Consider the following 13,874-nt stretch of genomic DNA (forward strand, 5'->3'; position numbering starts at 1 on the left):
TTTCTCCTCCATTCCTATCAAAACCACTGTGCGCCAAGATAGGCTTGTCCAAGCGCAAGCCCGCCGTCATTACACGGCACAGCAGAATTCAGCCACACATGAAATCCCTCATTTTTCAGCAAATCGGCACACCGTTCGGTGAGCAACAAATTCGCAAATACGCCGCCCGTCAGCGCAACATTGTTCTCGCCTGTTTTTTCCCGTATCATCCTGCACATACGCACGACCATGTCCGCAAGAGCCGCATGGAATCCTAACGCCAGTCTGCCTGCATCTTCTCTGCCGGCTGCATCCGCTATCGCCCGAATGACCGGAGTACGCAGAGCCTTGAACCGTCCCTCCCGCTCTACAATATCAAAACACAGCGGGAAAGGTGTATCGCCCTTTTCCTGCGCGTCTGCCGCGGCATTCTCCACAGAGACCGCACATTCCCCCTCATAGCTGTTATACTGTCTTAGGCCCAGCAGGGCGCTCACCGCATCAAACAGACGGCCCATGCTGGAGCTTCGTTCGGTATTGACCCGCTGTTTTATGGCGGCCGCTGCCACAGCGAACCGGCTGCTGCCATCCGGCAGTCCCGCCGCATATTTATGGCATAAGCCTGTCAGCTCCGCATCCCGCGCCGAGGCATCCCCACCGCATAAAACGATCTCCTCCAACTGCCCTATACGCTCAAATTCCGTGCCGCGGCACCGGAGAAATTCCCCTCCCCATATTGTTCCGTCGGGTCCATAACCTGTTCCGTCAAACACTACGCCAATGCAATGCTCTATGCCATGCTCCGCCATTACGGACGCCGCATGCGCATGATGATGCTGTATCCCGCGTAAAGGAACAGCTTGTTTTTCATTCATCTCCTGCGCCAAAGCAAAGGTTTGGTAAGCGGGATGCAGATCATGGAGTACTGCCTTGGGCCGGATACCGAATATCTCCTCCATCCGCTGAATTCCGCGGCGAAATTCCCGCAGCACCTTATATTCCTCCACATCACCGAAATACTGACTCAGATAAACCTGATTTTCCATGCACAGCGCAAAACACGCTTTCAGATCGCCGCCCATAGCAAGGAAAGGTTTCCTCGTCTTTTTTTTGATCCGAACAGGCAGCGGAACATAGCCACGGCTGCGGCGCAGGAGCTGCTTTATCCCCGCAGCGACGCGCGCCACGGAATCGTCGAGCGGCGTTTCGATCCTGCGGGTATTATATAGTATACCGTTAAGATTCGGCAAAACCGCATCCAGCATCTCGCGGTCCTCTGTGATAATTGGTTCCGACGACACATTGCCGCTTGTTACGACCAACGGTCCGCAAATATCCGTCAGCATCTGATGCAGAGGCGTATATGGCAGAAACGCCCCGATCCTTCGGCTTTCCCCGGCAACATTCGGCGCAAATATATCTTTCTTTTTAGCCAGCAATACGATTGGCCGTGCCGGTGAAGTCAGGAGCTCCGTTTCCTCTTTTCCGACGATGCACAGCTCTCCGGCCGCCCGCAGTGACGGAAACATGACTGCAAAAGGCTTTTTATCCCGTTTTTTCAGCAGCCTCAGCTGTTCTACTGTCGTTTCACAGTAGGGCAGGCAGATGAATTGGTAACCGCCGATTCCCTTGACAGCCAATACCGCACCGCTTTGAAGCAGCTCCGCTGCGCGCTCAAGCGCTTTCTGCCGCTGCAGTATGCAGCCTTTTTCTTCAAAAATCAATTGAGGACCACAATCGTGGCAGGATATCGTCTGCGCATGTCTGCGCCTCCCTTTTCCCGTGTATTCGGCTTCACAGGCGCCGCACATCGGAAAATCCTCCATCGTCGTCGTATTCCTATCATAGGGAAGCCGTTTTACGATGCTATACCGCGGGCCGCAGGCAACGCAGCTGATAAACGGATATCCATACCGTCTGTTTTTCGGGTCCCTCATTTCGTGCAGACAGTCCTCGCAGACCGGTAAATCAGGTGGGAGCATGGGGAGCGGATTTCTGTCCTCGTCGCTCTCCACAATACGAAACCCCGGCGGTTTCTCTGCACATTCGACAGGCGCGCAAAGAACCTCCGTTACCTGTGCACCCTTGGGGCTCTGAAACCGGAGGCGGTGAACAAGCTCGTCCACCGCCTCCCTTTCACCTGCTGCAATGATCTTTACGATACCCCCGCTGTTGCGTACTGTTCCCGCAATGCCGAGCTCTTCCGCCGTTCGTGCTACAAACGGCCGAAACCCGACTCCCTGAACAATACCCAGCACGGTAATGGACACCGTCATCCATCATTCTCCTTCTATACTTTCGATCGCCATCTCTTTGCCGATCTCGCTCGGCTCCCCCTCCGTTCCGCAATGCGGACACTCGAAGTGGAAGGGCTTGCGGGCAAAGAGTTCATGGCACTTCGGACACCGAAGCATTGTTTTTACCGGGCGCACACAAATTTCCGCGCCCTCACATATCGTACCCTGCGCCGCATCTTCATAATGCATCCGAATACTGTCTCCGGAATAACCGGAGCTTTCCCCGATCACCAGATTGATCTTCGTCACTTTCCGGTAGCCTTTCTCCTTTGCTTCCTCTATCGCATGTTCAATAATATGGATCGCCTCATGATATTCGTGCATATCAATCTACCTTTCCTTTCGTTTCTTCCTTTTTGGGCGCTTCCTCCGTTGCCGGCGCAGGCGGCTGCACAAAGCTTTCCTCATATTTATCTGCCGCCGGCTGCGGATAGTTCTGCATCATAAACAGGCATTTTTTGGGGCAATTCTCCACACAGCTGCCGCACTGGATGCAGCCGAACCGTTCGATCGTCCACCGCTTTTCGGCCCGATCGACGCGAATCGCTCCCGTCGGGCATTTCCTGCCGCACATGCCACAGAAAATACACTGCTCGATCGCAATACCGACCTTGCCCCGCGTGCGTTCCGGGTAGGCTTCCGGCTCAAATGGATAGGCTGTTGTTACCGGCTTATGGAACAGATTTGTTATCACCGTTTTCGTAAAATTCATAAATCCCATAACTGCCTCACCTCTCTGTGCAGCTGATACACGGGTCTATCGTCAGGATCAAGATCGGCACGTCTGCAAAATCGCAGCCTTTCAGCGTCTCCAGCATTCCCGGCAGATTTGCGAACGTAGGGGTGCGGACGCGGACACGGTCCAAAAATTTTGTTCCGTTCGCCTTTACGTAATAAATCGCTTCCCCCCGCGGCTGTTCTACACGCATCATATATTCGCCGTCCGGCAATCCCTTGACCGGAACTGCGACCTCTCCCTCCGGTATCTTCGCTGCCGCCTGACGAATGATGTCGATTGATTGGAATATCTCCCGAATGCGCACATCGCACCGCGCATAGCAATCGCCTATCTCACTGGTGACAGGCTCAAAATCAATGTCCGGATATGCCGCGTAGCCTAATTTTCGGTTATCGAGCGCAATCCCGCTCGCACGCATAAACGGGCCTACCGCGCCAAGATCATGCGCCTGCTGTTTTGTCAGAAAGCCGACGCCGCGCAGTCTGCTGTTGACCGCTTTATCACCCAGAAACGTTTTTGCGATCACCTTTGTTTCCGCCTCAATGCCGCTCAACACCTCCATGAACTGCTTCAGCATATCGCCGTCCATATCCTTGCGCTGCCCGCCGATCTTATTCACAGAGAAAATAACGCGGCCGCCCGTGGAATATTCGAACATATCCAATATCTTTTCACGAATGCGCCACGACTGCATGAACAGGCTTTCGAAGCCGAATGCATCGGCAAGCAGGCCGAGCCAGAGCATGTGACTGTGTATGCGCGACATTTCGCACCAGATCGTGCGCAGATATTTGGCCCGCGGCGGTATTTCTATACCCATGATGTGTTCCACCGCCTCGCAATAGCCCATGCCGTGCATAAAGCTGCAAATACCGCAGATACGCTCCGCTACATAAACATATTCCTGAAAATCCTTTTTTTCAACTAATTTTTCCAGTCCCCTGTGGACAAAGCCGATAGACGGAACCGCCTCTACCACTTTTTCATCCTCCAGTACGAGGTCCAGATGGATGGGCTCCGGCAGGACCGGATGCTGCGGCCCGAACGGGACTATACTGCGTGTAGACATGAAAATTCCTCCTTGCTGCAGAGCAGCCGTTCCCCTTGTTTATTGAAACGGATTTTTTTGGTCGATCCGGTACAGATTCCCCTCATAATCGAGCGCCATCATCCGCACCTTGATGCCAAACAAATCGTGTATCTCGTTTTCATACAGGAATGCCGGCTCGTAGATATCGCTGATACTCACCACTTCAGCTCCCGGCGCTAATTTCAAGCGCAGATTCACCAGCTTATAAGCCTGCCCAAACGAATAAGTCAACTCATATCCTTTTTCCGTCTTGGTCGCGCATATCTGAACCAGCCGGTAGCCCTCATGTTTCAGCATCAGCACCTCCGGAACCAGACTGCCTGCACCGACCTCCATAATGATTCCGTCACGCATTGCCGCTTCCTCCCTGCGCCTTTTTTTGGTCTCTTTTCTTCTTTTTCTCGTCCAGCAGCGCCACCGCTTTTACGACTCCGTCTATGATCGCCTGCGGCCGTGCAGCGCAGCCCGGCACATAGATATCGACCGGTATCACAGTATCTACGCCGCCCAGAATATTATAGCATTCCTTGAATATGCCTCCATTGCATGCGCATATCCCGACTGCGACCACCACCTTCGGAGACGGCATCTGCGAATAAATTTGCTCGACTACCGCCTTATTCTGTGTATTGATACCGCCTGTGATCAGAAAGATATCCGCATGCTTCGGATTTCCCGTGTTGATCACGCCGAAACGCTCTACATCATAGACCGGCGTCAGGCAAGCCAATACCTCTATGTCACAGCCGTTGCAGCTCGAACCGTCATAGTGGAGCAGCCACGGTGAATTAGACACCTTCATCTCAACAACCTCTTTTCAATCCGCTTTCAAACTACTTTACAAGCACCAAAACCATAAAATTCGTTACGCCTGCCACGAGCGTCACCAGCCATGCCGATTTCAGCATGCTCTGCCACTTCACGCGCGGGAACACATTGTCGATCAAAATTTCTAAAAAGTACGCTCCGAAGCAAACTGCGATTGCGACCGGTACGCTCCACCAATTCGCATCCAGCAGGAAAAGCGCAACAACTCCCAACAGAAAGATATTTTCATACCAGTGCGACAGCTCCACCAGTCCGAGGATATTGCCCGATATTTCCGTTGTGAGCCCGCGTACCATTTCCTGATGGGCATGATGCGAGGTGCTCAGGTCAAACGGTGATTTGCGAAACTTGATCGTCAGGATATAGAGGAACCCGGCAAAAATACCGGGGAGCCACACGATCGCCGGAGTGCTATTGCCAATGATATCCGAAACGCCAAAGCTTCCCGTCACCATATAAAATCCGATCGCAACCATCAGCACCATCGGTTCGTAGGCCATCGCCTGCATCAATTCACGCTGCGCCCCCATGGAGCTGTACGGCGAATTTGCCGAGCAGGACGACATAATGAAAAATATCTCCGCCAGCGTCAGCGCAAAAAATACCAGCAGCAAATCTCCGCCCCAGAAGAATAATGCGCCTGTAAACACGATGAACACAAGAAATCCGCATACAAGGAAGTCCTGTAGATGGTTCACCACGACGGATTGCTTGGAAAACAGCTTATGCAAATCATAGAATGGCTGCAGCAGCGGCGGACCCTGCCTGCCCTGCATACGCGCAGTGATCTTCCGGTCGACCCCCTGAAGCAGTCCGCCTGCAAACGGCGCTAAAACAATAAATAAGAGCATCGATATAACTGACCAGTTCATCTCAGACCGCACCTCCTATTGCCATTACTGTCAAGATCACCAAGGCCGCGGCTGAAAGAATGAGCGATACATTCAGCAGTTTTTTCTCGCCAAAAAGCTCCGTCATATACCAATTTGCCAAATACAGGCGCTTTGGTTTGCCAAAGGAATCCGTAAAGCTTCGGTCGTCCCCGGTATTCGCGCCGCCCATATAAGACATGACGACCTGATTTTTCTTGCCTAATGTCAGGAACCGTGCCGCGATCGGCAGGATCGCGATCAGGCACATCATCATGATCATGATGATGACGTTGCCCGTTCCTATGATCGGCGGCATCGTTACGTGGAACATCCCCTCAAGGAACGGCTCGATCAATGAGACGGAAATGAGCGGGAATGATACGCACAGCGCGACCATAATGACACTATGGCAGATGAGCGAGAACCATTCGCTCTTTTTGGTAATATTTTTGATCGGTTCCGAATTATGATGTACCGCCACAAGCGTTCCCAGCCATTTCGTCCAATAAAAGAGCGTCGTCGCACTGCCGAAAATCAGAAATACGACCAACAGGATACTATTGGAATCCACAAACGCCCGGAGCGCAGCCCATTTGGAGATCAGCATGCCGAACGGCGCCAAAAACATTCCGGCGATACCTATAATCATTACATAGGCAAGCCGCGGGAGCTTAACGATCAAACCGTGCATATCCTCAATGTTCCTGCTTCCAAGGCTGTTCTCCGTCGCACCGACCGAAAGGAACATCAGCGACTTAGACACCGCATGGAATATCATCAGCAATATCCCTGCCCAAACGGCCTCATACATCCCCACGCCCGCGCAGGCCGTAATAAGTCCTAAATTGGAAACAGTAGAATAAGCCAATACTTTTTTAGCATCGCTCTGCGATATGGCAAGCAGAGAGGTCGCAAAGAATGTGAATCCGCCGATCGTAGTGACCATAAGTCCGGCCAAATTGCCGCACAGCGCCGGAGAAAGGCGCAGCAGAAGATAGACGCCTGCTTTTACCATCGTTGCGGAATGCAACAGCGCACTGGTCGGCGTAGGCGCGACCATCGCTCCAAGGAGCCATCCCGAAAAAGGAAGCTGCGCACTCTTCGTAAGCCCCGCAAAGGCCAGCAAAATGATTGAAACGATCGCCGCGGAACCGGGCTGCGACGCAAGTGCCACGAGACTCTGCAGATCAGCCACATGAAGCTCAAGCATACAATAAACGATTGCGATTGCAAAGCCGAGTCCGCCAAGCAGATTCATCCATAGGGCTTTGAACGAATTTTTGATCGCCTCCTCCGTTTGATTGTAGCCGATCAACAGGAAAGAGCAAATGCTTGTAATCTCCCAGAAGAAATAGATCCATGTAAGATTATTGGAAAATACGAGCCCAAACATAGCCCCTAAAAACACAAACAGCATCGCAAAGAAAAAGGAACGCCTGTCTTTGAATTCCGTATGATGCTCTTTATAATCCTTCATGTATCCCATCGCATACACGCAGATAAGGCAGCCGACGATGCCGATGATCAGGCACATTACAATAGTGAGATTGTCTGAAAAAATATGCGCGGCAGGCAGGACCTCTGCATGACCGCCAAGCTCCAGCCACGTGATCAGTCCGGTCTGTACAAGCGACAGGGCCGCACAATAATATTTCCGGTAACGGAAGCTATAATAGCAAACAAGCGCTGCAAGCCCCCATTCTGCAATCAGGATCACCGTATCCAGCGTATGGGTCTCTGTCAAAAACGACATCGTATGCCCGTCCGAAAGACTGTTTACCACAAAATAGACTGCACCTGCTACGATCAATGCGCAGCAGGCAAAAAGCGTATATTTCCGTACCGGCGTTCCTTTACGCATAAACGCCAAAATCAGTGCGGCAATAAATGGAAATAAAATCAAAAATGAAATAATCGTCAAGGCCATCCTCCCGGCGGTCCTGCAGCCCGAAGCTTTTGATACAAACAGGCGCCGACCGTTAGCTCCGCATTTTCAGATGTTTTTTTCAGTATCCATCCTTATTTTTGCGGTTCTTCTTTCAATATTTTCTTGAACACTCCTTTGGGATCGCAAACTAAAAGATAAACGAGCCATGCGGCTGCACCGCATATCACGACTACGATCCCAAGCAGCGCCGCCTCCGCACTCATTTCCGGAAACGGCCCGCCCTCGCTGATATAGGCAACAATAAAATCGCAAAGCCACATAATTGCCGCGCCCCAGTAAATCAGACACAATACATTGAGTTTATAGCGGTTTTGCGGGGCAGTAGCATACCATGCCACTGTTGCCGAAACCGCTGCAGCTGCTGTAATAATCAAATACATCGTTTCACCCTTACTTTTCTGCCGGCCTTTTAGCAGGCGCGAGCTGTTTATCCGACAGCTTATGCTCCGCAAACCATACCATAAGCGCCCATACGCCTGTAACGGCAAGCGTCATGACCGTTCCAACCATGGCCATTTCCTGAAACATCCCTGCCATATCGGCCGGATTCCCCATTGCGGTCAAAAATGGCGGCCATGGCACGACCTCTCCATGCCAAATATGCTCGATCAGCAACAAAAAGCTGCCACCCCACAGCAGATTAGACAGCCATCTCAGCTTCCTGCCCCATGGAATCTTAGAGCTTTTTTCCGCTATTTCACTGATTTTTCCGCTCTCTGCCTGCAGTTCTTCCTGCAGGCCGTTCTGACAGAGCGCTGATTCACGCTCTTTCTTTTCCACTTTTCTTTTGACTGCCGTAACAACGATTGCTTCTGCTACCGGTACTAAAAAACACGCCATAGTCCAATACCTTCTTTCTCAAAACAAACCGGATACAATATCTTTAAATCGTACCCGTTTCTTTTCCATAGATTAGTTTATTCCCAATAAATTCACAAGTCAATATCAGGAAGCGTTTTATTTTTTGTCTACTTTTATCATAAATTCCTATAAAATGCGTCTATTTTCGCCAATCAGGACAATTCCTGCAGCTTTTTTATTTGAAAAAATATATATCTGAATTTTTTATGTTACAATAATAAAGAATATAGAATCATTACGGGGGTTTTTATGCTAAATGCAGGCGACGCTGCCTATCTGCGCCAAACGCTTTCTTTTTTTGAGATGCTTTCTTCCGGCGAACAGGACTATCTGCTTGCCCATGCTTCAGCTGTACGGTATCACGCGGGTCAAAGCCTTTATGGTCCGGCGTATCAATGTATGGGTATGTTCCTCATAAAAAACGGCGGACTGCGCACCTACCTGCTTTCTGACGATGGCCGGGATATTACGCTTTACCGCCTGTCGGCCGGAGACGTTTGTGTGCTCTCCGCGTCCTGCATATTAAAAAATATTACGTTTGACGTACATATCGACGCCGAGCAGGATACGGACCTTTATATGGTAGAAAGCGCTGCAGTCTCCGAGCTTATTGCCGGAAATATGGCGGTTGAAAATTACGTGCTGCGCACGGCCGCCGACCGTTTTTCAGACGTCATGTGGGCAATGGAGCAATTGTTGTTCATGAAAATAGACGGCAGGCTGGCAGCATTTCTGCTGGATGAAAGCAATAAAAGCGGTCTTGATACGCTGTTTTTCACACACGAGCAGATCGCAAAATATATTGGCAGCGCACGTGAAGTTGTTTCGCGGATGCTGAAGCAATTCGAGCGCGAAGGGCTCGTTTCTGTTTCCCGCGGCCGCATCACGCTTCTTGACAAAAAGCATCTGCGCGATCTTACAACATAAAAAGGCAATTCTTTCATATTTCGAGAACTGAACTGCCTTTTGCTATGAGCTATCAATAAAAGCTTTTGAGCATATCCAATATTGCTTCCTTGGGCCGGGCGCCGACTGTCTTCCTGACTGCTTTTCCATCTTTGATGACCAGCAAGGTCGGAATACTCATGACATCGAACTGTCCGGCAAGCTCCGGCTGCTCATCCACATTGATCTTTCCTACTTTTATCTGCGGATTCTCGTCTGCGATCTCATCGATCACCGGAGATACCATCTGGCACGGGCCGCACCATGCCGCCCAAAAATCGAGCAGTACGGGCCGGTCCGCTTCCAGCACTTCTTTGGCGAAATTTTCTTCTGTAATAGTAAATACGTTCATTTTATCATTCTCCTTTTTTATATCGTTCGTCTTTTTTGCCGTCCTCTTCCTTTTTAAGCCACACCGTATAAATTCCCTTATCGTTTTGCGCCTTGTCTACACGGCTCCCCGCAGACACACGATCGTTTTCCAGATTTTGTGCAAGAGTCCGGTCTGTCGTCCTGAACAGAACGGTCTCTCCGTTTTCCGCTTCGTTCAGGACTGAAACCAGTTTTTCCATGGGCTTGGGGCAGGCCATTCCGCAGGTGTCGAGCGTTATCGTCCTTCCGCCATTTTGTTCCGCTATTTCCGGCGCCTGTGTTTCTATAGCTTTCGTGAACGGCGGCGGTCCGTCCGTTCCGAAAATCGACTGATATAAGCGGTATCCTCCGCTTAAATTGTAGGTCTCAAATCCATTTTGCATCAGGATCCGCGCGGCGATATATCCCCGAAGCCCGATCTGGCAGGTCACATATACTTTTTTCCTCTTATCCAGCTCTCCAAGCCGTCCGCGCAGAGAATCAAGGGGAATATTGATAAAGCCTCCGATATGTCCTCCCGCATATTCCAATTCGTTTCTTACGTCCACAAGCTGTACGCTTCCGTCACGCGGCAGCTCCGGAATATCGTGCCAATGGATATTTTTGACTTTTCCGCGCAGGATATTTTCAGCTACAAATCCCGCCATATTTACCGGGTCTTTTGCGGAAGAATATGGAGGTGCATAACACAGCTCTAATCTGGTTAGGTCTTCGACGGTCATCCCTGCGCGGATCGCTGTTGCGAGCACATCACACCGCTTGTCCACCCCCTCATATCCTACGAGCTGTGCACCCAGCAATTTCCCGGTCTGCGGGTGGAACAGGACCTTGACCGACATATTTGCCGCGCCCGGATAGTATCCGGCATGACTTGCAGAATAGGTGAATGACTTTTCATAGGGTATTCCCATACGTTTAGCCGTCTTTTCATTCATTCCCGTTGCCGCGGCAGTCATATCGAACACCTTTAAGATCGCCGAGCCCTGCGTTCCTGTATAGCTGTTTTTCTCTCCGCAAATATGGTCTGCGGCAATCCGCCCCTGTTTGTTTGCCGGGCCTGCCAATGGAATCAGTGTCTTTTCCCCCGTCACAAAGTCCTCAGTCTCCGCACAGTCCCCTATCGCATAGATATCTTTATCGTTCGTTCTCATAAAGGCGTCTACGATGACCGCTCCCCTGCTGCTGAGAGCCAGACCTGCTTCTCCTGCGATCTTTGTCTCCGGCCTGACGCCGACCGCCAAAACCGCCATATCGCATAAAAGCTCCCCATTGTTTACGGTAACCGCCAATTTTCCTTTTTTTATTTGAATCGAACGGACTGTATGATTGAGCAGCAGCTTGACTCCGTTTTCTTCCATATGTCTGTGCACATCGCTTGCCATATCATAATCCAGCGGCGCGATCACCTGCTCCGTCATTTCGATCAGCGTAACGTCAAGGCCGGACTTTTTCAGGTTTTCCGCCATTTCTACGCCGATATAGCCGCCCCCAATAATTACCGCAGATTTAGGCGTACGTTCTTCTATATATGCCTTGATACGATAGGTGTCCGGAATCGTCCGCAGAGTAAATACGCGCTCCAGTTCAAAACCGTCGACCGGCGGGCGCATCGGTTCCGCTCCCATAGAAAGAATCAATTTATCATAGTTTTCCGTATAGATGCGGCCTGTTTTTTTATCTTTGACCGAAACAGTTTTATGCACGCGGTCTATTGCCACTGCTTCCGAAGAAGTCCGGACATCTATGTTAAAACGCGCATGGAAGCTCTGCGGTGTTTGCAGCGTCAGCGCTGACTTTTCTTTGATCTCGCCGCCAATATAATACGGCAGTCCACAATTCGCAAAAGAGATATATTCTCCTTTTTCAAGCATGACGATCTCTGTTGTCTCGTCCAGTCTCCTCAGCCGTGCGGCAGCCGAAGCTCCCCCAGCCACGCCTCCGACGATCAATATTTTCCTGCCCATAGCTTTTCCTTCCTCTGTCTTATCCCAAGCTGATCGCGCCCATAGGGCAATACCTTACGCACTTGCCACAGCCGATGCATTGCTCCATATCCGCTGCGGGAGCGTCAAATCCGTTTTGGTACAGTGCTCCGGTCGGACATATATTGACCGACGGACACGGATGGTTTTGCGGACAGCGGTTTAGATCTACTGTAATATTTGCTTTTTCCTGTTTCATTATTGATCGCGTTTCCTTTCTTTCATCTTTTGCATATCTCGTATGGGTACTGTTCCTTTTCCTGTTATTTATATTAGCTTATTTTTTTGATTATTTCTGTGATTCGGTCACACAAGCGGGTATCGATAAAGGCACTCTTCCTATTGTAAATAGTACATGGAAATAAAAAAACGGACAGATATGTATACAGAAAAAGGGAACGTTCTTTATTATGTTAAGATCACTCAAAAGCCGTTCTGAAATTTGCTCTCTCCTAATAGCGCACAAGCAAACGCGGAACCGCCGAGGCTCAATACAGTAAGACGGAATGGATTCAATGAAGAAAATCGAAGCAAGCGCGCATGCGTAATTTTTTTGCTTGAGTATATTTTCTCTCTTAAAAAAGCTGCTTGTCGCATATATACTCCGCAAAAAGTTAACAGCGAGCAAGTTACCGTGTAGCACCCGCGTTTGCAAAGGCTTGGACAGCATGAACACGACTTGTTGCGGAAGATGCGCAGCAACGGAGCGAACGTAAAAAACCCACTTTTAACGGGGCTTTCAAGCACAGCGCAGTTTGCTGCAGCGTTGTGGAGATGAGGGGAGTCCCGCGCTTTGCGCGGGCTAAAGACGAACCGAAATTGCTTCGCAATTTGGTTCTCCTCCCGTTTCCGTCAAAACGAATTGTTATTTCGTCAATCACGCGCGCCGGAGGCGCGCTACCGCGAAAAAGTGGTAGGCAGCGAAAGCGTTATTCGCGCGCTTGCAAGCGAATAGCCAGAGCGTCGCCGGGCTTTTTCGCGGCAAAGGAGCGGCGATGAAGCGATTTGAAAACCCGCTCGGAAACCCGAGCAGGTTATGAATCGCGGAATCCACCGCGACTTGGTGGAGATGAGGGGAGTCGAACCCCTGTCCGAAAGCCTGCCCGGGCAACTTTCTACAAGCTTATTGGCCTTTGTTTATTTCCCTCTTTAAAGCCCCCGGCCACAAAAACCAAAAAGAGGTAGCTTCATAAGCTCCGCGCTGCCGCAAAGCTTTGGCAGCGTAGTAGCCTGTTTTAAATTGACTCCCGATCCTCTCCCAAACAGGGAAAGAGAGGCCGGAAGGCTGCTAATTTAAATTAAGCAGCGAGCAGAGCGGGAGAACCCACTTCTGCCGTTTTGTTTGTTTTTGCGTTTATATTTAGATGAATCTTTTTAACGCAGAGTACTCAACTGCGGCTTGCTTATTACCCTCACAAATGCCCCCGTCGAAACCAGTACATCCCCATATTCAGTTTTTTCGGCATGCGGTGTGCGATGCCGTTTTCTATATGAAACGGAGCTATATCCTCCGTTCCATATCGCGCCTTACGGCTTTTTCCTTCAGGTCCTGCCGCTTATCATATAAATGCTTTCCCCGGCAAACGCCTACTTCGAGCTTGACCTTTCCGCATTTCAGATACATTCGCAGCGGAATGAGCGTATATCCCTTTTGCGCAGTGAGTCCGAGAAGCTTTGTGATCTCCTTTTTATGGAGAAGCAGCCTGCGCACACGCAGCGGATCGCGGTTGAAGATATTCCCTTTTTCATACGGGCTGATGTGCATATTGTTCACGAACGCTTCCGCATTCCTGATCTGCACATAGGAATCCTTCAGGTTGACCTTCGACATACGGCAGGACTTTACTTCCGTGCCTACAAGCTCGATCCCCGCTTCATAGGAATCTTCTATAAAGTATTCATGCCGCGCTTTTTTATTTTGTGCAAGAAGCTTTTCTCCCGCCATATCGTTTTCCTTACCA

15 protein-coding genes and 1 other RNA gene are annotated in these 13,874 nt (G+C 50.4%); 1 reads left to right on the forward strand and 15 read right to left on the reverse strand.

Annotated elements, in window-relative coordinates; all coding sequences use genetic code 11:
• Positions 1–17: 17 nt before the first annotated feature.
• From hypF to PUP29_RS04015, 10 genes are all read right to left on the reverse strand, one after another.
• A complete protein-coding gene (hypF, locus tag PUP29_RS03970) occupies positions 18–2,255 on the reverse strand; it encodes a carbamoyltransferase HypF (RefSeq protein ID WP_079547120.1) in 2,238 nt (745 codons plus the stop codon).
• A 3-nt stretch (positions 2,256–2,258) separates the two neighbouring features.
• Positions 2,259–2,600 (reverse strand): hydrogenase maturation nickel metallochaperone HypA, encoded by a 342-nt coding sequence (locus PUP29_RS03975; RefSeq protein WP_079547119.1) that lies wholly within the window; start codon positions 2,598–2,600, stop codon positions 2,259–2,261.
• A gap of 1 nt (position 2,601) precedes the next feature.
• Positions 2,602–2,997, reverse strand: a complete 396-nt coding sequence (locus PUP29_RS03980; RefSeq protein WP_079547118.1) for a 4Fe-4S dicluster domain-containing protein — start codon at positions 2,995–2,997, stop codon at positions 2,602–2,604.
• 7 nt (positions 2,998–3,004) lie between these two features.
• Positions 3,005–4,084: a nickel-dependent hydrogenase large subunit gene (locus PUP29_RS03985; protein WP_079547117.1), complete on the reverse strand. Its 1,080-nt coding sequence runs from the start codon at positions 4,082–4,084 to the stop codon at positions 3,005–3,007.
• Between the two features lie 39 nt (positions 4,085–4,123).
• Complete coding sequence (locus PUP29_RS03990; RefSeq protein WP_079547116.1) at positions 4,124–4,459, reverse strand: NADH-quinone oxidoreductase subunit C; 336 nt, start codon at positions 4,457–4,459, stop codon at positions 4,124–4,126.
• Positions 4,452–4,907: an NADH-quinone oxidoreductase subunit B family protein gene (locus tag PUP29_RS03995; RefSeq protein WP_079547115.1), complete on the reverse strand. Its 456-nt coding sequence runs from the start codon at positions 4,905–4,907 to the stop codon at positions 4,452–4,454. The genes PUP29_RS03990 and PUP29_RS03995 overlap by 8 nt, the downstream gene beginning before the upstream one ends.
• A 31-nt stretch (positions 4,908–4,938) precedes the next feature.
• Entirely contained in the window at positions 4,939–5,805 is an 867-nt protein-coding gene (locus PUP29_RS04000; RefSeq protein ID WP_079547114.1) for a respiratory chain complex I subunit 1 family protein, read from the reverse strand.
• A 1-nt stretch (position 5,806) separates the two neighbouring features.
• Complete coding sequence (locus tag PUP29_RS04005; protein ID WP_079547113.1) at positions 5,807–7,726, reverse strand: proton-conducting transporter transmembrane domain-containing protein; 1,920 nt, start codon at positions 7,724–7,726, stop codon at positions 5,807–5,809.
• Positions 7,727–7,824: 98 nt separating this feature from the next.
• Positions 7,825–8,133: a hypothetical protein gene (locus PUP29_RS04010; RefSeq protein WP_079547112.1), complete on the reverse strand. Its 309-nt coding sequence runs from the start codon at positions 8,131–8,133 to the stop codon at positions 7,825–7,827.
• Between the two features lie 10 nt (positions 8,134–8,143).
• Entirely contained in the window at positions 8,144–8,593 is a 450-nt protein-coding gene (locus tag PUP29_RS04015; protein WP_079547111.1) for a hypothetical protein, read from the reverse strand.
• Positions 8,594–8,863: 270 nt separating this feature from the next.
• On the opposite strand from PUP29_RS04015, the gene PUP29_RS04020 reads away from it, so the two are divergent.
• Entirely contained in the window at positions 8,864–9,541 is a 678-nt protein-coding gene (locus tag PUP29_RS04020) for a Crp/Fnr family transcriptional regulator (protein WP_079547110.1), read from the forward strand.
• Between the two features lie 52 nt (positions 9,542–9,593).
• Here the strand turns inward: PUP29_RS04020 and trxA are convergent, their stop codons facing one another.
• From trxA to smpB, 5 genes are all read right to left on the reverse strand, one after another.
• A complete protein-coding gene (trxA, locus tag PUP29_RS04025; RefSeq protein WP_079547109.1) occupies positions 9,594–9,911 on the reverse strand; it encodes a thioredoxin in 318 nt (105 codons plus the stop codon).
• Positions 9,912–9,915: 4 nt separating this feature from the next.
• The gene (locus PUP29_RS04030; protein WP_353423870.1) at positions 9,916–11,895 is read right to left on the reverse strand and encodes an FAD-dependent oxidoreductase; all 1,980 of its coding nucleotides are present in this window, start codon (positions 11,893–11,895) and stop codon (positions 9,916–9,918) included.
• Between the two features lie 19 nt (positions 11,896–11,914).
• Positions 11,915–12,112 carry a 4Fe-4S binding protein gene (locus PUP29_RS04035; RefSeq protein ID WP_079547108.1) on the reverse strand — a complete coding sequence of 66 codons (198 nt, stop codon included), beginning with the start codon at positions 12,110–12,112 and terminating at the stop codon, positions 11,915–11,917.
• An 862-nt stretch (positions 12,113–12,974) separates the two neighbouring features.
• Positions 12,975–13,359, reverse strand: a transfer-messenger RNA (tmRNA) gene (gene ssrA / locus PUP29_RS04040).
• 55 nt (positions 13,360–13,414) lie between these two features.
• Positions 13,415–13,858, reverse strand: coding sequence for an SsrA-binding protein SmpB (gene smpB, locus PUP29_RS04045; RefSeq protein ID WP_079547060.1), 444 nt, complete (start codon positions 13,856–13,858; stop codon positions 13,415–13,417).
• Between the last annotated feature and the right edge of the window lie 16 nt (positions 13,859–13,874).

Source organism: Christensenella massiliensis, from assembly GCF_040409835.1.
Classification (GTDB): domain Bacteria; phylum Bacillota; class Clostridia; order Christensenellales; family Christensenellaceae; genus Christensenella; species Christensenella massiliensis.

Excerpts from the sequence above, each read along its gene's own strand:
- smpB (WP_079547060.1), bottom strand. The coding sequence starts at position 13,858 with ATGGCGGGAGAAAAGCTTCTTGCACAAAATAAAAAAGCGCGGCATGAA.
- PUP29_RS04020 (WP_079547110.1), top strand. The coding sequence starts at position 8,864 with ATGCTAAATGCAGGCGACGCTGCCTATCTGCGCCAAACGCTTTCTTTT.
- PUP29_RS04035 (WP_079547108.1), bottom strand. The coding sequence starts at position 12,112 with ATGAAACAGGAAAAAGCAAATATTACAGTAGATCTAAACCGCTGTCCG.
- trxA (WP_079547109.1), bottom strand. The coding sequence starts at position 9,911 with ATGAACGTATTTACTATTACAGAAGAAAATTTCGCCAAAGAAGTGCTG.
- PUP29_RS03990 (WP_079547116.1), bottom strand. The coding sequence starts at position 4,459 with ATGCGTGACGGAATCATTATGGAGGTCGGTGCAGGCAGTCTGGTTCCG.
- PUP29_RS04000 (WP_079547114.1), bottom strand. The coding sequence starts at position 5,805 with ATGAACTGGTCAGTTATATCGATGCTCTTATTTATTGTTTTAGCGCCG.
- PUP29_RS03975 (WP_079547119.1), bottom strand. The coding sequence starts at position 2,600 with ATGCACGAATATCATGAGGCGATCCATATTATTGAACATGCGATAGAG.
- PUP29_RS04010 (WP_079547112.1), bottom strand. The coding sequence starts at position 8,133 with ATGTATTTGATTATTACAGCAGCTGCAGCGGTTTCGGCAACAGTGGCA.
- PUP29_RS03995 (WP_079547115.1), bottom strand. The coding sequence starts at position 4,907 with ATGAAGGTGTCTAATTCACCGTGGCTGCTCCACTATGACGGTTCGAGC.
- PUP29_RS03980 (WP_079547118.1), bottom strand. The coding sequence starts at position 2,997 with ATGGGATTTATGAATTTTACGAAAACGGTGATAACAAATCTGTTCCAT.
- hypF (WP_079547120.1), bottom strand. The coding sequence starts at position 2,255 with ATGACGGTGTCCATTACCGTGCTGGGTATTGTTCAGGGAGTCGGGTTT.
- PUP29_RS04030 (WP_353423870.1), bottom strand. The coding sequence starts at position 11,895 with ATGGGCAGGAAAATATTGATCGTCGGAGGCGTGGCTGGGGGAGCTTCG.
- PUP29_RS04015 (WP_079547111.1), bottom strand. The coding sequence starts at position 8,593 with ATGGCGTGTTTTTTAGTACCGGTAGCAGAAGCAATCGTTGTTACGGCA.
- PUP29_RS03985 (WP_079547117.1), bottom strand. The coding sequence starts at position 4,084 with ATGTCTACACGCAGTATAGTCCCGTTCGGGCCGCAGCATCCGGTCCTG.